At 32.1% G+C, this 23291-nt stretch carries 21 protein-coding genes; 20 read left to right on the top strand and 1 reads right to left on the bottom strand.

What is annotated here, in order from left to right; all coding sequences use genetic code 11:
- Window positions 1-238 precede the first annotated feature (238 nt).
- The 15 genes from B2G86_RS04310 to B2G86_RS04240 all read left to right on the top strand — a co-directional run bounded on the left by B2G86_RS04310 (window position 239) and on the right by B2G86_RS04240 (window position 17069).
- Window positions 239-1237 carry a LysM peptidoglycan-binding domain-containing protein gene (locus tag B2G86_RS04310; RefSeq protein WP_078356911.1) on the top strand — a complete coding sequence of 333 codons (999 nt, stop codon included), beginning with the start codon at window positions 239-241 and terminating at the stop codon, window positions 1235-1237.
- A 204-nt stretch (window positions 1238-1441) separates the two neighbouring features.
- The gene (locus B2G86_RS04305) at window positions 1442-2812 is read left to right on the top strand and encodes an EVE domain-containing protein (protein WP_078356910.1); all 1371 of its coding nucleotides are present in this window, start codon (window positions 1442-1444) and stop codon (window positions 2810-2812) included.
- Between the two features lie 626 nt (window positions 2813-3438).
- On the top strand, window positions 3439-4812 hold the full coding sequence (locus tag B2G86_RS04300) for an alanine/glycine:cation symporter family protein (protein ID WP_078356909.1): 1374 nt from the start codon (window positions 3439-3441) through the stop codon (window positions 4810-4812).
- 243 nt (window positions 4813-5055) lie between these two features.
- Complete coding sequence (locus B2G86_RS04295; protein ID WP_078356908.1) at window positions 5056-5418, top strand: transcriptional regulator, SarA/Rot family; 363 nt, start codon at window positions 5056-5058, stop codon at window positions 5416-5418.
- Between the two features lie 124 nt (window positions 5419-5542).
- Window positions 5543-6964, top strand: a complete 1422-nt coding sequence (gene nhaC, locus B2G86_RS04290; RefSeq protein ID WP_078356907.1) for a Na+/H+ antiporter NhaC — start codon at window positions 5543-5545, stop codon at window positions 6962-6964.
- Window positions 6965-7052: 88 nt separating this feature from the next.
- Window positions 7053-7439, top strand: a complete 387-nt coding sequence (locus tag B2G86_RS04285) for a thiol-disulfide oxidoreductase DCC family protein (protein WP_078356906.1) — start codon at window positions 7053-7055, stop codon at window positions 7437-7439.
- Window positions 7440-7505: 66 nt separating this feature from the next.
- On the top strand, window positions 7506-8471 hold the full coding sequence (locus B2G86_RS04280) for a LacI family DNA-binding transcriptional regulator (RefSeq protein WP_078356905.1): 966 nt from the start codon (window positions 7506-7508) through the stop codon (window positions 8469-8471).
- A 1-nt stretch (window position 8472) separates the two neighbouring features.
- On the top strand, window positions 8473-9354 hold the full coding sequence (rbsK, locus tag B2G86_RS04275) for a ribokinase (protein WP_078356904.1): 882 nt from the start codon (window positions 8473-8475) through the stop codon (window positions 9352-9354).
- Window positions 9347-9736, top strand: coding sequence for a D-ribose pyranase (rbsD, locus tag B2G86_RS04270; RefSeq protein WP_078356903.1), 390 nt, complete (start codon window positions 9347-9349; stop codon window positions 9734-9736). Before rbsK ends, rbsD begins: the two co-directional genes overlap by 8 nt.
- Before the next feature lie 12 nt (window positions 9737-9748).
- Window positions 9749-11245: a sugar ABC transporter ATP-binding protein gene (locus B2G86_RS04265; RefSeq protein WP_078356902.1), complete on the top strand. Its 1497-nt coding sequence runs from the start codon at window positions 9749-9751 to the stop codon at window positions 11243-11245.
- Window positions 11226-12164 (top strand): ABC transporter permease, encoded by a 939-nt coding sequence (locus tag B2G86_RS04260; RefSeq protein ID WP_078356901.1) that lies wholly within the window; start codon window positions 11226-11228, stop codon window positions 12162-12164. The genes B2G86_RS04265 and B2G86_RS04260 overlap by 20 nt, the downstream gene beginning before the upstream one ends.
- A 23-nt stretch (window positions 12165-12187) precedes the next feature.
- Window positions 12188-13102, top strand: a complete 915-nt coding sequence (locus tag B2G86_RS04255; protein ID WP_078356900.1) for a D-ribose ABC transporter substrate-binding protein — start codon at window positions 12188-12190, stop codon at window positions 13100-13102.
- 179 nt (window positions 13103-13281) lie between these two features.
- Entirely contained in the window at window positions 13282-13725 is a 444-nt protein-coding gene (locus tag B2G86_RS04250; RefSeq protein WP_078356899.1) for a Dps family protein, read from the top strand.
- Between the two features lie 688 nt (window positions 13726-14413).
- Window positions 14414-15823: an FAD-binding oxidoreductase gene (locus B2G86_RS04245; RefSeq protein WP_078356898.1), complete on the top strand. Its 1410-nt coding sequence runs from the start codon at window positions 14414-14416 to the stop codon at window positions 15821-15823.
- Window positions 15813-17069, top strand: a complete 1257-nt coding sequence (locus B2G86_RS04240; RefSeq protein WP_078356897.1) for a (Fe-S)-binding protein — start codon at window positions 15813-15815, stop codon at window positions 17067-17069. Before B2G86_RS04245 ends, B2G86_RS04240 begins: the two co-directional genes overlap by 11 nt.
- 41 nt (window positions 17070-17110) lie before the next feature.
- Here the strand turns inward: B2G86_RS04240 and deoD are convergent, their stop codons facing one another.
- Window positions 17111-17821 carry a purine-nucleoside phosphorylase gene (gene deoD, locus B2G86_RS04235; RefSeq protein ID WP_078356896.1) on the bottom strand — a complete coding sequence of 237 codons (711 nt, stop codon included), beginning with the start codon at window positions 17819-17821 and terminating at the stop codon, window positions 17111-17113.
- Between the two features lie 109 nt (window positions 17822-17930).
- Between deoD and B2G86_RS04230 the strand changes: the two genes are divergently transcribed.
- The 5 genes from B2G86_RS04230 to B2G86_RS04210 all read left to right on the top strand — a co-directional run bounded on the left by B2G86_RS04230 (window position 17931) and on the right by B2G86_RS04210 (window position 22541).
- Entirely contained in the window at window positions 17931-18866 is a 936-nt protein-coding gene (locus B2G86_RS04230) for a sugar-binding transcriptional regulator (RefSeq protein ID WP_078356895.1), read from the top strand.
- Window positions 18867-18950: 84 nt separating this feature from the next.
- Window positions 18951-19613: a deoxyribose-phosphate aldolase gene (deoC, locus tag B2G86_RS04225; protein WP_078356894.1), complete on the top strand. Its 663-nt coding sequence runs from the start codon at window positions 18951-18953 to the stop codon at window positions 19611-19613.
- An 80-nt stretch (window positions 19614-19693) separates the two neighbouring features.
- Complete coding sequence (locus B2G86_RS04220; protein ID WP_078356893.1) at window positions 19694-20995, top strand: pyrimidine-nucleoside phosphorylase; 1302 nt, start codon at window positions 19694-19696, stop codon at window positions 20993-20995.
- 11 nt (window positions 20996-21006) lie between these two features.
- A complete protein-coding gene (deoB, locus tag B2G86_RS04215; RefSeq protein WP_078356892.1) occupies window positions 21007-22191 on the top strand; it encodes a phosphopentomutase in 1185 nt (394 codons plus the stop codon).
- Window positions 22191-22541, top strand: a complete 351-nt coding sequence (locus tag B2G86_RS04210) for a DoxX family protein (RefSeq protein WP_078356891.1) — start codon at window positions 22191-22193, stop codon at window positions 22539-22541. The genes deoB and B2G86_RS04210 overlap by 1 nt, the downstream gene beginning before the upstream one ends.
- Window positions 22542-23291 lie beyond the last annotated feature (750 nt).

Raw genomic sequence — 23291 nt, 5'->3', positions numbered from 1 at the left:
GCAGTTGGCAAAATGTAAATTTGTCAGCTGCTTTTGTATGAATATGTTTAAATTGAACTATTTATTATAAGTGTTATATTTTATTTAATTTTTAAATTATTAATCTTTAAAAGTAATATACTATTATAGGGTTAATGGAAATGAAATATAACTGTAATACAAACTGTTGGTATTAAAGTGTATAATTAGAAAGAATTAATACAATATAAAAAATGAAACAAGACGGGGGTAAGTTATTTTGAAGAAAAAGACAATAGCGGCATTTGTTGGTGCTTCTGTAGCAGTAGCAGTATCTTCACAGCAGGCTGAGGCAGCAACTTATAAAGTTAAAAGTGGAGATTCTTTGTGGCTTATTGCTGACAAACATAATACTTCAATTTCGAAAATTAAAAGTTTAAATAAATTAAGCTCAAATATTATTTTCCCAAATCAAGTATTACAAGTACCTGGGTCATCAAGTACATCGAATTCTAACACTGGATCTACTTCAACTACATCAACGACATATTATACAGTCAAATCGGGAGATTCATTATCTGCTATTGCAGGCAAATATGGTACATCATACCAAAAGATTATGTCATTAAATGGAATGAGAAATACTATTATTTATCCAGGACAAAGAATTAAAGTTAATGGAACAGCAACTTCTGGAAGTGGTTCGAATAATAGTGGATCGTCAAATACTTCAGGTAGCACATCTACTTATACAGTTAAATCAGGAGATTCATTATCTGCTATTGCAGCTAGATATGGCACTTCATACCAAAAGATTATGTCTTTAAATGGATTATCAAACTTCATTATTTATCCAGGACAAAAATTAAAAGTAAGTGGTACAGCATCAAACTCAGGTGGTAACACAACTTCTAATAATAACAGTGGTTATGTGCCACCAACGTTTAGCCATCAAAATTTGTATGACTGGGGTCAATGTACTTGGCATGTCTTTAACCGTCGTAAAGCTATTGGTAAACCAATTAGTACTTACTGGTGGAATGCTAATAACTGGGCAAGTGCTGCAGCAAAAGATGGTTATAGAGTAAATCGTACACCTGCTGTAGGATCAATCTTACAATCATCTGCTGGATATTACGGTCATGTATCATTTGTTGAGCGTTTAAATTCAAATGGTAGCATTCAAGTTTCAGAAATGAACTTTGCATCATCACCAGGTATAACAACTTATAGAACAATACCTGCTTCACAAGTATCTAGCTATAATTTTATACATTAAATACTCAAAACTGGGACACTTTGATGTCTCAGTTTTTATTTGTGTAAACATAGACATGAGTGTGAATGTCTTATACAATGTTAATATTAATATGTTGTTAAAAAAGTAAATACAAAGTGCGTTTTTTCATAGAAAATAAAATCATGACATCATAACAATTTTGATTATGACAATCGATAATTATTGATATTAAGGAGTATACATATGTCTGAAGAAAGAAACTACTTTTGGTTAAATTGTGGATATAATAGATGGAATCATACAGAACCATTAGAAGGTCAAATAGCAGTATTTGAATCAGGAGCAAGCTTTAATCCTAATCAAGGATATCATGCTTTTAAAACTGCAAAACCTGGAGATAAAGTAATTTACTATCAAGTTCAAAATCAAGTAGGATTGTTAGGATTTGGAGAAATTGTTCATGTTCAATCAGGTGGCAATCAAAAGGTTAGCATCCACTTTAAATTCGAACAATCTTTAACGATGTTATCTATCGAGTATTTAAAGAGAAGTGAACAATTAGAACTAAGAATTAAACAAATTACAGATCAATTGTTTAATCGTATTTCTAAAGAAGAGTTCGAACTAATTATTGGGTTAGGACAAGGTGCTATTAAGATTCCTAGATATTTCCTATTATCTGAAGAAATCCAATTTGAAGAAAATGAAACTTATACAATATTTACGCATACTGTAAATGGAATTAAAAGAAATGGTTACATCTATTACACTCAGCTAGAAATAGGTGATCAGATTGTATTCTTAAATAGAAATGCTAATCACTCAATAATTGGAATAGGTGAAGTATCTGATAGTATACATAAATTACCACCACAGCCAGGTAGAACAGATTCTACATGTATTACAGTTAAGTATCATAAAGATATTAATCCTGTAAGTGTTGGAGATTTAAATAAACATCAAGCCTTAAAAAAATTATACTTCTTACAAGAAAATTCCAAACAATCAATTGCGAATTTAACTAAAGCACAATATGATGCAATGATAGATATGAGCAATGGGACGTATGAACAAAGTTCAAATCAACAGTACGAAATGTCAGTACCACGTGAGCAAGAAAATGAACATAAAAAAGATAAGCCTATTATTCTTATGCTTTGTGATAATAAAGAAGATGGTTTGAAAAAAGCTAAACATTATGTTGAGCGTGAACTTGCTAAAGGTATTTATACTGTAGGACACCCAGATTTTACAGAAGAAATGTTATATGGAAGATACTTGCCAAACGAAAGTGGTGCATTGTATTACAGAGAAGGATTCATCACAGGTCATATTACAAGTTCTGAAAGAGAATGGCTCGTTATTGACCAGTTTGAAAGAATAGATCCAGAAATATTCCAATTATTCTTAAATGTGTTAGATGGTAATGAAATGACAATACCTAGATATAATCACGAAGGAAAAATGGTGAAATGGAGTTTAGAAAAAGACTCATTCTATCATCATAATCCAAAGTGGCGAATGATAGGATTGTGCTACGGTTCAATAGAAGATATTAAAGAACAATATTCACATCAATTTTTAAAACATTGTAGAGTATTACATGTAGGTTAATAAGTATGAAGAGCTATGGATATAAATCCTAAATCAAAATAAATAAGCATATCACTAAACTGATTTTTTAAAGTTTACAGTGATATGCTTATTTTTTTATCTTACGATTTTGTACGTGCATGCTTGCCTAGGGGTATGGCTCGAGCCTGTAGTCTCTCACACATACTATTCCCTCAGGCGTCAGCACTTACAAAATCGTTGGAATATCTATTTTTATATAATCTTGCGATTTTGTACGTGCATGCTTGCCTAGGGTATGGTTCGAGCCTGTAGTCTCTCACACATACTTTTCCCTCAGGCGTCAGCACTTACAAAATCGTTGGAATATCTATTTTTATTCAAAAAATGAACACTCCTTATCAGCAATTTTTATAGAACCTGCTTATACTGTATCTCATATCAGCAATTTTGGTAGAAGCTGCTGATACTGTATCTCATATCAGCAATTTTGGTAGAACTTGCTTATAACGCACCTCTTATCAGCAATTTTGCTGAAATTTGCTGATACTACACCACTCCATTTATTTAATATTTATCAATTTGGGTTTATTATTTACCGAATATTCTGTAAGATAAGAATATGATTACGTAAATTTTTATCAATAAAATAGCGAAGGGGTCATTTTATGGAGAAAATCGTAGCATTTTCTGATTGGTTATGGGGGTATCCAATCGTAACACTTTTATTATTATCTAGTTTATTTTTAACGTTATATTTAGGCTTTATTCAATTTAGACATTTCGGATATATGATGAAACAAACGTTTGGAAGTATTAACAAAGAGCCAAAGGGTGAGGGAACAATCACACCAAGACAAGCTTTAACATCTGCATTGTCTTCTACGGTTGGTGCAGCGAATATTGTCGGTGTTCCTACTGCTATTATGATGGGTGGTCCTGGTGCTGTATTTTGGATGATGGTTATTGCATTTTTAGGTATGGCTTTAAAATATAGTGAAAACGTATTAGGTATTCATTATCGTGAAAAGAATGATAAGGGAGAATATGTAGGTGGACCAACTCATTACATGAAAAAAGGTTTCAAAAATAAAAAAGTTGGACTCATATTCTCTTTCGTATTCGCATTTGCTTTAATGATCGAACTTATTCCAAGTATTATGGTACAAGGGAATTCAGCAGCAAGTGCGGTTGAAGATACATTCAATATTGATATGGGTATTACTGGTATATTTTTAGCTGTAGTAGCAGCAATGGTTGTATTCGGAGGTATTAAGCGTATTGCAACATTTACAGAAATGATAGTACCTATAATGGTTGGCTTATACTGTATTATGGGCTTCATTATCATTATCATTAATATTCAACATGTACCGAGCGTTATCGCTTTAGTAGTTGAAAAAGCATTTAATCCTGATGCTGCTTTAGGTGGTAGTTTTGGTGCAGCACTTGCAACTACTGTTCGTTGGGGCTTTGCTAGAGGTATTTACTCTAATGAAGCAGGTTTAGGTACTTCACCAATTGCACATGCTGCTGCAAAAACAGACCATCCTGTAAGACAAGCGTTCTGGAGTGTAAGTGAGATCGTTGTAGATACTTTAATTATTTGTAGTACAACTGCATTTGTTGTACTTGTTACAGACGTATGGAAAGATGACGATGCGAAAGGACAATCTGCTGCGTTAACTGCAAGAGCGTTTAATAGTGCTTTTGGTACTTTTGGAAGTTGGATAGTTTCTATTTCAATGGTATTCTTCGTCTTCTCAACAATAATAGTTGTTATATATTATGGATCTAGAATGGCAGAATACTTATTTGGACTAACAGCTGGATTCATAATGAAAATCATTTATGTATTATCAATTGCACTTGGGGCATTTGGTGCAGGTACACAATTATGGAACTTATTAGATATTGCTTTAGCATGTATACTAATTCCAAATATAATTGCAGTTGTCATATTAGCTCCTAAAGTAAAAGAGTTAACTAAAGAATTCTTTACAGGTAAGGAATTTTATTTGAAAGATAAAAAAGGTAAATAGTATGATTCATTTAATTTAATACAGTAAAAAGATTATAACCAAAAGTGTTATAATCTTTTTTTATTTTAAAAATAAACGTTCATATATAGAATTTGTGAGTAACTCATAACGGTTGGCAAATTGACCACTAAAAAATACATAAAATGTCAAATATTTTATTAAATTCCATATTGATGTTATTTAATTTTGTGTTAAAATTATTTTAAGATAATTTAATTAACTATTAATTAGGAGGTCCAGACTATGAAGACTCAATCTTATTCAGAGGCAATCACAGCATGTTCCGAATTCTTTGACTACCAAAATAAAATTGATAATATCTTTTTAGTTATTGAACAGAAGTATGGTCTAAAGAAACACGAATTTTTCTTCTTAATGAAGTTGAATGAAGTGGAAGAGGTACATCTTAAAGATGCAATCGAAAAAGGTTATATAAAACAAAATAAATCGGCTCGTGCTATAAAGAGACTATTTGAGAAAAAATATATATTAAAAAATCGATTAAAATCTGATGAAAGAGCTGTTATAATACGTTTTAATGATGAATATAAAGAAGAGTTTAATATAATAATGAAAGAAGTATTGTTAATGCTTAAAGAAGATTAATAATGATGTACTTACATGGACCTATAAATTTATTGTAGGTCCATGTAAATATAGTGTTGAATAAATAAAAATAAAATAATACAATTGGAAATGTAAGCGCTTTAATTACCAAGGAGGTTTCTCGATGGAAAATGAGTCTTTATCTAAGAATAATATAAGTTTCATTTGGGCAGTTGTTCCTTTTTTGTTTATGATTATTAGTATGCTGTTTACAGTAGTTGTATTAGAACAAGCGCCACATATTCCACTTATGATAGGTACTGCAATAGCAGCGATCGTAGCTTTTTATCATGGCTTTAGTTGGAAAGAAATAGAAGAAATGATGTATAAAGGTATAAGATTAGCTTTACCTGCTATTGTCATTATAATTTTAGTAGGATTAATTATCGGAGCATGGATAGGTGGGGGTATAGTAGCCACAATGATTTATTATGGCTTAAAATTAATAACACCTTCTTTATTTTTAGTAACGATAACTGTTATATGTGCAATTGTTTCATTAGCAATAGGTAGTAGTTGGTCAACAATGGCAACAGTAGGTGTAGCTGGAATGGGTATAGGTTTGAGTATGGATATACCTGCTGGCATGATAGCTGGTGCTATTATTTCAGGATCTTACTTTGGCGATAAAATGAGTCCTCTATCAGACACTACAAACTTAGCAGCTGGTTTAACGGGTACAGATTTATTTGAGCATATAAAACATATGTTTTATACAACCGTACCTGCAGTAATCATTTCATTAATTGTATTTTTTATTTTAGGACAACAATTTTCAGTTTCTAATATGGATCAAGGAAAAATTGATGGTATTAACTCTGAAATGTTAGATAACTTCACGATTTCACCTTGGCTATTAATAGTGCCAGTTATCGTTATAATTTTAGTTGCATTAAAAGTACCAGCAATTCCTGCACTTGTAGTAGGTATTATATTAGGTTTCTTATCACAAATCTTTATACAAGGTGGAAGTCTTCATGATAGTGTTCAAACACTACAGACAGGGTATGTACTCGATTCTAAAAATGATTTAGTAAAAGAATTATTTAATAGAGGTGGATTAGAATCCATGTTCTATACCATTTCGATGACGATTGTTGCAATGACATTCGGAGGTATTCTTGAATATTCAGGTATGTTGAAATCGATTATCACGCAAATATTGAAAGTAGCCAAAGGAACTGGCGGTCTTATTGCATCAGTTATTGTTTCGTGTATAGGAACAAATGCTTCATGTTCAGAACAATACATATCGATTGTAGTTCCATCAAGAATGTATATCAAAACATTCTTAGATAGAAGATTACATCCTAAAAACTTATCTAGAGCATTAGAAGATGGTGGTACTGTTACTTCGGTATTCTTCTTATGGAATACATGTGGTGTATTTATCGCACAAACATTGAATGTAAATGTATTAGAATATGGTTTGTATGCAGTGTTCAATTATACAGTTCCAGTTATATCGATAATATTTGGATACATAGGATTTAAGGTCATTTCTATTAACGAAGAAGAATATAAAGAATTTAGTAAAGCTACATAAATAGAAACCGAGACGATACAATTCGTCTCGGTTTTATTTGTAATAATGAAGTGTTACTTTTAAAGAAATAGATATAGGAGTGAATGATATGGCTATTGTTTATTATGATGGTGATTGTGGATATTGTAACAGAGCGGTTATGTGGTTAATTGGTCATAAGATTTCTTCTAGATTTCAGTTTGCTCAATTAGAAGGAGAATATGGAAAGAATTTAGCTAATGTAAGACCAGATTTGAAAAATATAGATTCTATTGTAGTTGTGGATGGTAAAGATGTATATATTAAATCAGATGCAGTTATACATTTATTAAAAAATATTAAAAATTATCAATTACTTGGATGGTCGTTAAAATTTGTTCCGAGATTTATTAGAAATGCAGGATATGACTTATTTGCTAAAATTCGACATAGTTTACAATTTAAAAATGAATGTAAGTTGCCAACAATTGAAGAAAGAAAATATTTTTTAGATTGATATTGCATAAATAATTAGAGCGTGGTATCCTTTTGTGTAAACGGTTACACAAAAGGAAGTTGAAGTATGGCAACAATTAAACAAGTTGCTCAATATGCAGGAGTATCGGTTGCAACTGTATCTAGAGCATTAAACAAAAGTGGTTATGTTAAAAAAGAAACTCAAGATAAAATTGATAAAGCAATTCAAGATTTAAATTATAGTCCAAATGAAACAGCAAGGACATTATACAAACGCAAGTCTAAAATGATTGGTTTGTTACTTCCTGATATTAGTAATCCATTTTTTACAGTAGTTGCAAGAGGTGTTGAAGACGAAGCAATGGCTAAGGGCTATCATATTATTTTAGGCAATGGTGATAGTAATGATGAGAAAGAGCTTGCGTACTTAAACACTTTTAATGTACATAATTGTAGTGGCATTATAGCATCACAACTTTCAAGCAAGGAAACATTTGATTCTTTTAAATCTTATAATATGCCATTTGTATTATTAGATCGTGTATATGAAGATCACGAATTTGTAGAAACGAACCATCTTAAAGGCGGACAGCTTCAAGCTGAAGTGATAATTAAAGGAAAAGCTAAATCAGTTCTCATTTTAGAACAAAATTTAAATTATAAATCATTTAGAGAAAGATTTAATGGAGCTAAATCAGTATTGGATCACGCTAAAGTAAATTACATATCTGCAAATGAGCTAGAACTATCTGACGATGAATTAATTAATATGATTAAAGAATATAGTATAGATAGTATAATTTGTAGTAATGATGTTGGTGCATTTAAAGTAATGAGCATACTGTATAACTATAATTACAATGTACCAAATGATATACAAGTTGTAGGTTATGACGATATACCTTTATCAATTACGTATTCGCCAAGTTTAACTACGATACATCAACCTGCATATTTAATTGGTAAAAAGGCATGTCAGCAATTGATAAAGCAATTAGAAGGTAAAAAAAGAGAACATCATCAAGTATTAGATGTAACTTTAGTAGAAAGACAATCAACAAGGAGAGATTAATATGAAGAAGATAACAGTAATTGGTAGTATGTCTATAGATTTAGTCGTTTCAGCTTCTAAAAGACCAGGTAAAGGTGAAACAATCTTAGGAGACGATTTCTTTACAACACCAGGAGGAAAAGGCGCTAATCAAGCAGTTGCAGCAGCAAGATTAGGTGAAAAAGTACAAATGGTAGGTAGAATTGGTGAAGATGATTTTGGTAAAGAAATATATGGAAATTTAAAAAATAATCATGTTATTGTGGATGGTGTGGAACCCGTTACACATGTTCCATCTGGTACTGCACATATTACTTTATCAGAGCAAGACAATAGTATTATAGTTGTTCCTTCAGCAAATAATGAAGTAACGCCTGATTTTGTAAAGAAACATTTAGAAGCTTTAACTGAAGGAGATATTGTATTGCTACAACAAGAGATACCGAGTGAAACGGTTGAATATGTCGTAGAATTTTGTTCAGAAAATGGTTTAGTTTCAATATTAAATCCAGCCCCTTATAGAGAAATCAATAAATCGATTATCGAAAAAGTTGATTATTTAACTCCAAATGAAACAGAAAGTGATGAAATGTTCAAAGGTGATTTAGATGATGCACTTTCAGCTTATCCTATGAAATTGATTGTAACTTTAGGTGATAAAGGTGCTGTTTATCATAATGGTAAAGAAAAAGTTCAAGTAGATGGATTTAAACGTGATGTAAAAGATACAACAGGTGCTGGCGATACATTTAACGGTGCGTTTGCTGTTGCATTACAGAAAGAATACAACTTAGAAAAAGCTTTAGCGTTTGCTAATTTAGCAGCAAGTTATTCAGTTACGGGCATGGGTGCTCAAGGTGGAATGCCAACGTTAGAAGATATTAAAGGAGAATGGAATGTATAAAACAGGGATATTAAACAGCGAAATATCAAAAGTATTAAGTGATCTTGGACATACTGATCGAATTGTAATAGCAGATTGTGGATTACCTATACCAAAAGGCGTACGTAAAATAGATTTAGCACTGTCTTTTGGTGTACCAAGTTTTGAAAGCGTTTACGAACTGGTATTAGAACATATGGCAGTACAAAAAATGATTTTTGCAGAAGAAATTAAATCTGATAATCCAGAGCTTTTAAAAAAAGTTAATCAAAGTGATGTAGAAAAAGAATATATATCACATGAGAAGTTTAAAGAAATGACACGAAATACAGTTGCTATTATTCGAACAGGAGAAGCAACACCATTTGCAAATGTCATTTTAGAAAGTGATGTTTTATTTTAAAGGAGGGGTTCTATGTTAGAAATGGCTGGAATACATAAAGCGTTTGGCCAAAATAAAGTATTAACTGGTGTAGACTTTAATCTTAAAGAAGCTTCTGTCCATGCACTTATGGGAGAAAATGGTGCTGGAAAATCTACATTGATGAAAATTCTTGTAGGTATTCATGCAAAAGATAAAGGTGAAATTAAATTTCAAAATAAGAACGTAGAATATAAAGATGCGCAAATGTCAGAAGATGCAGGTATTACATTTATTCACCAAGAGCTAAATATTTGGCCAGAATTAACTGTACTTGAAAACTTATTTATCGGTAAGGAAATGAAAAATAAGTTTGGCATTTTAAATGAGAAAAAGATGAAAAAAGAAGCTTTAAAAGTATTTGAAAAATTGAATTTCAACATTTCATTAAAGAAAGTTGCTGGCAAATGTTCTATTGGTGAACAACAAATGATTGAAATTGCTAAAGCTTTAATGACAAATGCAAAAATAATTATCATGGATGAACCAACAGCCGCCTTGACGGATAAAGAAATCACACAATTATTTAAACTCATTAAGACACTACAAAAGCAAGGTGTTTCATTTGTATATATTTCTCATAGAATGGCAGAAATATTTGAGATTTCAGATGAAATAACAGTGATGAGAGATGGTAAAACCGTATTGTATAAAGAGACTAAAGATACAAATTATGATGAAATTGTTAAGTCAATGGTGGGCAGAGATTTAACTGAACAATTTCCAAAAAGAACTGTGACACCAGGTGAAACTGTTATGGAAGTGAAGTCACTCAGTAATGATGTACAAGGTATTAAAGATATATCGTTTTCATTGAAACAAGGTGAAATACTTGGGTTTAGTGGTTTAATGGGTGCTGGAAGAACAGAAATTATGAGAAGTCTATTCGGAATAGATAAAGGCCATAAAGATATTGAAATTAAAGGCAAATCCGTTTCCATAAAAACACCGGAAGATGCAATGAAACACGGTTTAGGTTTAATTACAGAAAATAGAAAAGACGAAGGATTAATTCTAGATTTCTCAATTGAACATAATATGGTATTACCGTCATTGAAAAGTTTTTCAAATAAAGGCTTTATTAAAGAGCAATCAACACATGTATTTGCAGACCAAATTAGTAAAAGACTAAATATTAAGACTGATCGCAAAGCACTTGTTTCATCACTTTCAGGTGGTAATCAACAAAAAGTCGTGTTAGCAAAATGGATTGGCACAGGAGCTCAAATATTGATTTTAGATGAACCGACTAGAGGTATTGATGTTGGTGCGAAAAGAGAAATTTATCAACTGATGAATGAATTAACTGAACGTGGTGTTTCAATTATTATGATATCTTCAGAACTTCCTGAAGTAATCGGTATGAGTGATCGCGTGATTGTTGTTCAAGAGGGTAGCATTAAAGGTGAAGTTGAACACGAATATATTACAGAAGAAAATATTATGACGTTAGCTACAGGAGGGGAATTACATGCAACAAATCACAGCTAAGACATCTTTTGTCGAAAAAATCATTCCATTTATAGGACTTATCTTATTAATAGTAGTAATTAGTATTATGAACTCAGCATTTTTAGATTTATCTAACCTATTGAACTTATTACGACAAGTTTCTATTAACGGGTTAATAGCATTTGGTATGACATTTGTTATTCTAACTGGTGGAATTGACTTATCTGTCGGTTCTATACTTGCTTTATCAAGTGCTTTCACAGCCATTTTAATTACAAGCGGTTTAGATCCAATAGTTGCACTCATAGTTGGGGTGCTAGGTGGATTCTTATTAGGTGTATTTAATGGAATATTAGTAACATTCGGTAGCATGGCACCATTTATTGCAACACTTGCTACTATGACTATATTTAGAGGCTTAACGCTCGTTGTAACAGATGGTAATCCAATAACAAGTTTAGGCGACAGTTATATGTTCCAACTGTTTGGTAAAGGTTACTTTTTCGGAATTCCAGTACCAGCAGTCACAATGATCATTGTATTTATCGTATTAGCAATTATTTTACAAAAGACAACATTCGGTAGACATACATATGCTATCGGGGGGAATGAAGTAGCTTCAAAAATTTCTGGTATTAAAGTAAATAGAGTGAAAATTTTAATCTATGGTATTTCAGGTTTAATGTCAGCATTAGCTGGTGCAATTTTAACTTCACGTTTAAATTCAGCTCAACCAACTGCAGGTACATCATACGAATTAGATGCTATTGCTGCAGTGGTATTAGGCGGAACTTCTTTAACTGGAGGTAAAGGTCGTATCGTAGGAACACTAATTGGTGTGCTTATTATTGGTGTACTTAATAATGGATTAAATTTACTAGGTGTATCATCGTTCTATCAACAAGTTGTAAAAGGTATTGTTATTTTAATAGCAGTCTTAATCGATAGAAAAAAATAATCAATTAAAGTGAGGAGAAACAAATGAAGAAAATTTTAATCCTGTTAATGACTACCATATTATTTTTATCAGCATGTTCACTTGAATCACCATTGAAAAAAGGTAATCAAGGAAAGACAAATAAAAAGAAATCAGAAGTTACAATTGGGGTAAGTGTTTCAACATTGAATAATCCATTCTTTGTTTCTATTAAAGATGGTATTGAAAAAGAAGCGAAGAAACAAGGTATGAAAGTTAAAGTAGTAGATGCTAGAGATGATTCAGCTAAGCAAACTAATGATATAGAAGATTTAGTTCAGCAACAAGTTGACTATTTAGTTGTCAATCCAACTGATTCAAGTGCTATTTCAAGTTCAGTGCAATCAGCTAACAATGAAGGTATTCCAGTAATTACTTTAGACAGATCTGTTGATAAAGGAGATGTCGCTACATTTATCGCTTCTGATAATGTAGAAGGTGGTAAAATGGGTGGTCAATTTATTCTAGATGAACTTGGTAAAAAGGCTAAAGTAGCTGAATTAGAAGGTGTACCAGGAGCTAGTGCAACAAGAGAAAGAGGTAAAGGTTTCCATGATGTAGCAGACAAATCACTTGATGTTATTGCTAAGCAAAGTGCTAAATTTGATCGTGCAGAAGGATTGAATGTAACTCAAAATATTTTACAAGCACATCCAGATGTAGAAGTAATTTTCTCACATAATGATGAAATGGCGCTTGGTGCAATAGAAGCTATTGGAGATAAAGATATCATTGTCGTTGGATTTGATGGTAATGAAGATGCAATGAAATCAATTAAAAGTGGTAAACTTGATGCTACAGTCGCACAACAACCAGATAAAATGGGTAAAGCTTCTGTAGACTCTATCATCAAACTGATGGATGGTAAGAAAGTCGACAAAGAAATTAAAGTACCACTAACACTTGAAAAAGCTAAATAAATGTTTATCCATTTGGAAAGAAGGTATTAGCCTAATAAAGGTTATACCTTCTTTTTTTCTCTCTTTTCCTTATTTATAATAATTATAAATAACTAGGTATAAAACGTTGACAGATTATAATGATTATAATATAATAATTATTGTAATCAAGGATATTAATTTTAGAGGAGTGGAAATTAATGACAAACAATAAAGAAGTAATCGAAGTATTAAACAAACAAGTAGCAGAGTGGACAGTATTATATACTAAACTCCACAATTATCATTGGTATGTTAAAGGACCAAACTTCTTCTCACTACATGCAAAATTTGAAGAATTATATAATGAAGCAAGCGTATATATAGACGACTTAGCTGAGCGTATATTAGCAATACAAGGTAATCCAATAGCAACATTGAAAGAAGCATTAGAATGGTCAGTAATTGAAGAAGCTGAGAAAAACTTAACAGCTAATCAAATGGTTGAACAATTATCTAAAGACTTTACAACAGTAATTGCACAACTAGAAGAAGGCATCCAATTAGCAGAAAAATTAGACGATGACATGACAGGTGATATGTTATTAGCTATGGTAACAAGTCTTGAAAAACATAACTGGATGTTAAAATCATTCTTAGGTTAATCATTAATAAAATCGTATATTAGTTAAAAGAGTGTATTCAAAAAGCTGAGACAAATTAATTGTCTCAGCTTTTTTTATAGGTCATATATATTCACACAAGTCGAAAGAAGTGTGACTAAGAGTAGTCATATTCACACAAGTCGAGAGAAGTGTAAACAAGGATATCCATATTCACACAAGTCGAAAGAAGTGTAAGCAAGGATAGTCATATTCACACAAGCTGGAAGAAGTGTAATCAAAGATAGCCATATTCACACAAGTCGAAAGAAGTGTAAGCAAAGATAGCCATATTCACACAAGCCGGAAGAAGTGTGACTAAGAGTAGTCATATTCACACAAGTCGAAAGAAGTGTAATCAAAGATAGCCATATTCACACAAGCCGGAAGAAGTGTGACTAAGAGTAGCCATATTCACACAAGTCGAGAGAAGTGTAAGCAAGGATATCCATATTCACACAAGTCGAAAGAAGTGTAAACAAGGATAGCCATATTCACACAAGTTGAGAGAAGTGTAAGCAAGGGCATCCATATTCACACAAGTCGAAAGAAGTGTGAATGTCTTATATAAGACATTCTTGGTCCACTCTTTTTCATTACATATTTTGTAACCGCATTCAATTGAAATGAAAATTATAAAAAACAGTGATATCATTAATAGAATAATAATTTTTTATACAGGGGGGATAACATGGAGGAGCTCTATGAAGCTTTAAAGAAACATATGGATGATGGTCGTGTTTCTAAAGAAGTTGCTGATCTTTCAAGTTATAGTTTTGATGCTTCTTTCGGAGAGTTTATGCCTGATATTATTTGTCAGCCTATGTCTACGGAGGAAGTTGTTCATATTGTTAAATTGTGTAATCGATATGATGTCCCAATTTATCCAAGAGGAAGTGGTACGAGCTTGAGTGGGGGTCCGCTTGCTGTATATGGTGGTATTGTGCTCGATTTCTCAAGGTGGGACAATGAAATAACAGTTTATGAGAATGACTTAATGATGGAAGTTTCACCAGGTGTTATAACTGAAAAGATTCATAAAGTAGCTGAATCGTATGGGCTAATGTATCCACCTGATCCTTCAAGTTCTAGAGTATCTACAATCGGTGGAAATTTAGCTGAAAATGCTGGTGGACCGAGATGTTTAAAATACGGTGTAACGAAAGATTACGTTGTAGGATTAGAAGTCGTAACGGCAAATGGAGATGTGATTCATTGTGGGGGTCGTACTGTAAAAAATGTAACAGGCTATGATATGACTAAATTAATTGTAGGTTCGGAAGGAACACTAGGTATTATTACTAAAGCTACTTTACAACTAATTCCTAAACCGATAGATACTAAGACAGCTATGCTGCAGTTTGATGATTTTATTACATCTGGAAAAGCTGTTTCTAAAATTTTAAGATCTGGTATATTACCTTCTAAAATTGAGATAATGGACAAATATTGTGTTGATGCAGTTTTATCAACACATCCAATTGAGAATGTAACTGCTGATTCTGAATCAGTATTATTAGTAGAATTGGATGGACATCCTTTAGCTTTAGAAGCAGAGATGAGAATAATTGAAGAAACGTGTGCAGAATTACCTGGATGTAAGGTGCTCATTGCGCAAAATGAGAAACAAGCATCAGAATTATGGGAAGTGAGAAAGCTTGTATCACCTGCGATTGTAAAATTTGGTCCTACTAAAATTAGCGAAGATACGAGCGTACCAGTTAGCCAAATACCTGCATTTTTTGAAGAAATAGAAAGAATAAGACAAACTTATGATTTAAATTTAGTTGTATTTGGTCATGCCGGTGATGGTAACTTACACCCAAATATTATTACTGATAAACGCAAACCTGAAGAAATGAAACGTGCTGAAGAAGCAGTTGCTGAAATATTTAAAGCTGCATTAAAATTAGGTGGCACATTAAGTGGAGAACATGGCATTGGATTATTTAAAAAACCGTTTATGTACAATGAATTTGATGAAGCGGGTATGAAATTTATGAAAGATGTAAAAGAAGCATTAGATCCAAATAATCGTTTGAATCCAGGCAAAATATTCCCAGACGAGAATGAAAGGTTTGTGTTAGTCCATGACGATTAATTTAATTGATAAATTGGAATATGATGCGACTTTTGATTGTGTTCAGTGTGGATTTTGTTTACCATCTTGTCCTACATATTTAACGATGAAAGAAGAAAAACATTCGCCACGCGGCAGAATTAATTTAGTTAAGTATGCTGTAGAAGGAAAAGCAGAGTTAAAAGATTTAGAAGAAGCTATAGATTTATGCTTAGGATGTAGACAATGTGAAACGGTTTGTCCAACTAATGTACAGTATGGTGATATTTATGAATCTGCGGTTGAAGTATTAAGAGAAAACAGAAATAAAAAATTAGACACTCAATTAATGTCTATATTTTTAGAACGTAATTATATGTTAGACGCCATGTATAAAGGTTTGAAATTGTATCATTCACCATTAATATCTACAATTATAAGTAAGACAAAAGCATTGGATGTATTGCCTGAAAGACTAGGAAAAATGGCATCGATATTACCACCCGTTAAAAAAGAAAAGACTAATATACAAAATCCATTTAGAACTAAGAAAACGACAGTTGGATTCTTTAGAGGTTGTATGATGGATGCATTTTTCTCAAATATTAATGATTTAGCAATAAAAATATTAGAAGCACATGATATTCAAGTTGTAGAAATTAAACAGCAAACATGCTGTGGCGCACTTCAACATCATGCAGGTGAAATGGAAAAATCAAAAAAATTAGCTAAACTAAATATAGAAGCACTTGAAAAATATGATGTAGATTATTATGTAAATGCTATTGGAGGTTGTGGGGCATCTTTAATAGAATATGATCATTTATTGAGCAATGATGAAGAGTGGAAAGATAGAGCAGAAGTATTTGTTAATAAAGTAAGAGATATATCTGTCATTTTAGATGATATTGAGTTGAATTTAGATGTACCAATCCATACTAGAGCAACTTATCAACCATCATGTCACTTACAAAACGTTCAACATGTATTTAATGAACCAGAGAAAATTATTCAGCAAATTAAAGGACTAGAATATAAAATTTTACCAGAAAAAGATATTTGTTGTGGTTCTGCAGGTATATATAATATTGTAAATTATGAAGCATCAATGGAAATATTAGATAGAAAAATGACGCATGTTGCAGAAGTAGAACCGCAATTAATTATTACATCTAATCCAGGATGTCACCTACAAATGTTGTTAGGTGTAAAAAATGAAGGATTAGAAGAAAAAATTAAAGTAAAACATATCGTAGAAGTCGTAGCAGAAGCATGCGGCATAAAATAAAAGTGGCTGAGACAATTAATTTGTCCAGCCACTTTTATTTATTATTCAGCTATTTCTAAAGCAACTTCCATCATTTGTGTGAAAGAGTTTTGTCTTTCTTCTGCAGTTGTAGCTTCGTCTCTTAGTAAATGATCACTTACTGTAAAGATACCTAAAGCTTTTTTACCTGCTGCTGCTGCGTTTACATATAATCCAGCAGATTCCATTTCTACACCTAGGATACCTAATCTAGACCATTTGCTCGTTACTTCTGTATCAGCATTGTAGAAAATGTCACTTGATAAAATATTTCCAACATGAGTTGTTGCACCGATTTCGTCTGCTTTGTTTTTAGCATTTGCAACTAATCCGAAATCTGCAATTGGAGCGAAATAACCAGGAATGTTGAATTGATCAACATAGTGTGAATTAGTAGAAGCGCCTTGAGCAATAATAATATCATATAAGTTGATATCTTCTTGCATCGCACCACATGAACCAATTCTAATAATTGTATCTACATCAAAGAAATTATATAGTTCGTATGAATAAATACCAATTGAAGCAATTCCCATACCTGAACCCATTACAGATACTTCTTTTCCTTTATAAGTTCCTGTGTAACCTAACATGTTTCTTACATCATTAAATTGTTCAACATTTTCTAAGAAATTTTCAGCGATAAATTTAGCACGTAATGGATCCCCTGGCATTAGTACTGTTTTTGCAATTTTCACACCATTTGGTTGAATATGTGGTGTCCCTTGAGTCATAACTATCTTCTCCTTCTAATATAAAAGTTTTTTCATTTTAAAGATAACATTTGTTTCAATTTTTTGCGAATTTTTGTACGATAAGAGTGAAAGAAAGTGGTGAATAGGGATGGATTTACAAAAGAATAAAGATAGTATCAAAATTGCAAAGCTCTATTATCAAGAAGGAATGAGTCAAGAAGCAATAGCTAAAAAGATGGATATTTCAAGACCTACAGTATCAAGATTATTAAATCATGCGAAAGATCATGGATTTGTAACGGTTAAGATAGATGACCCATATGAAGATGCTGAAAGTTTAGCCTCACTCATAAAGTCGAAATATAATTTAAAGGATTGTATCGTTCAACATGCATCATACAATGATTATTTAAATATACAAAGTGCAATTGGTAAAAGAACTGCAGAATATTTAACTCAAATTGTGAAAAGTGGAGATAAAATTGGCATTAGTTGGGGTAAAACGATGTATCAAGTGTCTCAATATTTAGAGCAAAGTCATTTGAAAGATATAGGCATCATACAGTTGAAAGGGGGAATCAGCTTTTCACACGTAGATACGCGAAGTCATCAAATACTTGAAAGATTTGCACAAGCTTATAATGCGACTCCACGTGATTTACCATTACCTGTAATATTTGATGTCAAAGAAGTGAAAGATATGGTTGAAAAAGATAGACACATCAAATCAATTTTAGAACAAGGTAGACAAGTTGACATAGCTATTTTCACAGTTGGAACTGTGAGAGATTCATCCCTATTATTTAAACTTGGATTTTTAAATGAAGAAGAGAAAACAAGACTCAAGAAGTCAGCAGTAGGAGATATATGTTCAAGGTTTTATAACAATACAGGTGAAGTTGCTGATGAAGCAATTAACAATAGAACAATTGGTATAGGTCTTGATGCATTGAAAGAAATTGAAAATACTGTATTGGTTGCTGGGGGTGAGCATAAAATAGAATCAATTAGAGGTGCACTTGAAGGTCAATTAAGCAATATTTTGATTACTGATCAATACACTGCACAAGCATTAATAGATTGATGAACAAATTTTCTCTTATCGTTTTACAAATGTTCACATGTCATTTATAATGAAATTAATATAAAAATATTAGGAGGACTTAATATGTCATTAGCTAAATATATCGATCACACAGCTTTAAAACCAGATACAACTATGGAACAAATTGATGCTTTATTAGAAGAAGCAAAGGAACATGGTTTCAAATCAGTATGTGTTAATCCAACTCATGTTGCACATGCCAAAGAAGTGCTAGAAGGTTCAGATGTACTCGTTTGTACAGTAATTGGATTCCCACTTGGTGCTACTACTAGTGAAGTGAAAGCTTTCGAAACAGAAGATGCAATTAAAAAAGGTGCTAACGAAGTAGATATGGTTATTAACATTGGTGCATTGAAAGATGGCAGAGATGAAGATGTTAAAAAAGATATTGAAAGTGTAGTTTCAGCAGCTAATGGTGTAACAACTAAAGTTATTATTGAAACGTCTTTATTAACAGAAGCAGAAAAAGTTAGAGCTTGTGAATTAGCAGTAGCAGCAGGTGCTGACTTTGTAAAAACATCAACTGGTTTCTCAACTGGCGGTGCAACTGCAGAAGATATTAAATTGATGAGAGAAACAGTAGGTCCAGATTTAGGTGTTAAAGCTTCAGGTGGTATCCGTTCATACGAAGATGTGAAAACTATGATTGATAATGGTGCAACACGTATAGGTGCTTCAGCTGGTGTGAAAATTTTAAAAGGTGAAACATCAGATTCAGACTATTAATATAAAGGGTACTATATAGTACCTTTTATATTTTGAAACATACGTAAGCGTATTCATTTATAAACAGGAGGGTAATAACTATGAGAATGGTAGACATAATTGCAAAGAAACGTGACGGGAACGAATTATCTAAAGAAGAAATCAAGTTTTTTATTAAAGGGTATACTTCGGGAGAAATACCTGATTATCAAGCATCAAGTTTAGCAATGGCAATTTATTTTCAAGATATGACAGATGATGAACGTGCTAATTTAACGATGGAAATGGTTGAATCAGGCGATCAAATTGATTTATCAGAAATTGAAGGCATCAAAGTTGATAAGCATTCTACAGGCGGTGTAGGTGATACGACTACACTTGTGTTAGCACCATTAGTAGCAGCACTTGATGTACCAGTAGCTAAAATGAGTGGACGCGGTTTAGGACACACTGGTGGTACAATCGATAAGTTAGAAGCAGTTGAAGGTTTCCATGTAGAAATAACTGAACAAGAGTTTATCAATTTAGTAAATAAAGATAAAGTTGCAGTTATCGGGCAAACAGGTAATTTAACACCAGCAGATAAAAAACTTTACGGATTAAGAGATGTAACTGGAACAGTTAACTCTATTCCACTAATCGCTTCATCAATAATGAGTAAAAAAATTGCTGCTGGAGCAGATGCTATTGTACTAGATGTTAAAACTGGTGCTGGTGCTTTTATGAAGACAATTGAAGATTCAGAATTACTTGCGCATGCAATGGTCAAAATCGGAAATAACGTAGGCAGAAATACAATGGCAATTATTTCAGATATGAGTCAACCGTTAGGAAGAGCAATTGGTAATGGATTAGAAGTGAAAGAAGCAATTGAAACATTAAAAGGCGAAGGTCCAGAAGACTTAACTGAACTTGTATTAACTTTAGGTTCACAAATGGTTGTATTAGGTAATAAAGCAGAAACTTTAGAAGAAGCGAGAGAAAAGCTGTTAGAAGTAATTAAAAATGGTAAAGCTTTAGAGAAGTTTAAAGTCTTCCTTGAAAACCAAGGTGGAGACGGTTCAGTTGTTGATGACTTATCTAAATTACCACAAGCTCAATACAAATTTGAAGTTGAAGCTAAAGAAGCGGGTTATGTATCTCATATTGTAGCTGATGAAATTGGAGTTGCTTCAATGCTTTTAGGTGCAGGAAGAGCAACAAAGGATGATATAATTGACTTGGCAGTCGGTTTAGTATTAAATAAAAAAGTTGGAGATAAAGTTGAAAAAGGTGAATCATTAGTAACTATTTATGCAAATAATAAAGATGTTAAAGCTGTAGAGTCTAAAATTTTAGAAAACATCACAATTTCTGATGAACAAGTTCAACCAACTTTAATCCATAAAGTGATTACAGACTAGGAGTGAGTCAAATGACAAACCGTTTTAAACGTATTCATTTAATTGTAATGGATTCAGTAGGAATAGGTGAAGCACCAGATGCTAAAGCCTTTGGTGATGAAGGTTCACATACATTAAAACATACACTAGAAGGTTTTAATGAAAATTTACCAAACTTAGAAAAATTAGGACTAGGTAATATCGCTAAATTACCAGTTGTTAATAAAGTAGATCATCCAGAAGCTTTTTATACTAAATTAAGTGAAGCTTCTGTTGGTAAAGACACAATGACAGGACATTGGGAAATCATGGGGCTAAATATCGATAAACCATTTAAAGTTTATCCAGAAGGTTTTCCGGAAGAATTAGTAAAAGAAATTGAAACAATGACAGGTAGAAAAGTTGTTGCTAATAAACCTGCATCAGGTACAGAAATTATTGATGAATATGGTAAACATCAAATGGAAACAGGAGACTTAATTGTTTATACTTCAGCAGACCCAGTATTACAAATTGCAGCTCATGAAGATATTATTCCATTAGAAGAGTTATACGATATTTGTGAAAAAGTTAGAGAATTAACAAAAGATCCTAAATATTTAATAGGTAGAATTATAGCTCGACCATATGTAGGAGAGCCAGGTAATTTCACAAGAACATCTAATAGACATGACTATGCATTGAAACCATTTGGAGAAACAGTTATGAACACTTTAAAAGATGCTAATTATGATGTTATAGCTATTGGTAAAATCAATGATATATATGATGGTGAAGGTGTTACGAAAGCTATTAGAACAAAAGATAACATGGATGGCATGGATAAATTAATTGAAGTAGTTAAAAGTGATTTCACTGGAATCAGTTTCTTAAACTTAGTTGATTTTGATGCATTATATGGTCATAGAAGAAATAAAGAAGGTTATGCTCAAGCAATTAAAGATTTTGATAACCGACTTGAAGAATTACAATCTGTATTAAATGAAGATGATTTAGTAGTCATCACTGCAGACCATGGTAATGATCCAACTGCACCTGGTACAGATCATACACGTGAATATGTTCCATTATTAATGTTTAGCCCAAGTATAAATGATTATCGTGAATTATCAGGAGACACAACATTCAGTTCAATCGGAGCAACAATTGCTGATAACTTTAAAGTAACTTTACCTAAATTTGGCAAAAGTTATTTAAAAGAGATGGGTATTGAATAATGTCCTTGTTTAGACGATTATTTGGGATAGTATTTACTTTTGCTGGTGTTATGCACTTTGTAAGATCAAAAGGTTTTGAAGCAATTGTACCTCATTTCCTGCCATTAAAAAGATTGGTTGTTTGGGTGTCAGGCGTAATAGAAATAGTATTTGGGTTACAATTAATATTGAAAAAGCCAAGTGAACTTACTAAAAAACTAATCGAATGGTTTTTAGTAGCAGTATTCCCAGCAAATGTTTATATGGCACAAAAAAATATTCCTTTAAACGGTAAGACATTACCAAAATGGGCATTGTGGGGCAGATTACCTTTACAATATGTATTAATTAAATTAGTAAGAAAAATGTAATATTAGAAGTAGATTTTATTATAAAATGGAGCTTGGGCATATATCCTAACTCAAAATAAATAAGCATATCACTTAACTGAATTCTTCAGTTTTATAGTGATATGCTTATTTTTTTTTATTACGATTTTGTAAAGTTCATGCTTGCTTAGGGGTATGGCTCGAGCCTGTAGTCTCTCACGCATACTATTCCCTCAGGCGTCAGCACTTACAAAATCGTTGGAAATATCTATTTTATACATATTCTTTCTGCTGTTATATTTATAAGTGTTACGTTAAAAGCAATTCCATGTAAAATTGCTGATAAGGGGTGCGTAAAAAGCAATTCTAAGTAAAATTGCTGATAAGGAGTGTGTTAAAAGTAATTCTAGGCAAAATTGCTGATAAGAGGTACGTTAAAAGCAATTCTAAGTAAAATTGCTGATAAGGGGTACGTTAAAAGCAATTCTAAGTAAAATTGCTGATAAGGGGTACGTTAAAAGCAGATTTAGGCAAAATTGCTGATAAGAGAGTCAAGTCCATAATTTTGTGTAATATCTTTAGATGTAATCAACCTTTGGTTTTTCTAGGGTATTAACAAAATATATCTGCTTGGTTTTTAGCTGATATATTTTGTTAATCTCTACTAATTTTTAAAAAAAATTAGTAGTAATTCTAAGTAATAAAAGGTCGTTTTGAACTATCAAAATTTTCTTGGATATCCATAAGTACAGCACCAATTAATCTAAAAGCAGAGTCTAAATTAGGGAAAGT

Source organism: Mammaliicoccus fleurettii (assembly GCF_002018435.1).
GTDB lineage: Bacteria > Bacillota > Bacilli > Staphylococcales > Staphylococcaceae > Mammaliicoccus > Mammaliicoccus fleurettii.
This window is presented reverse-complemented; position numbering and strand designations above follow the sequence as displayed.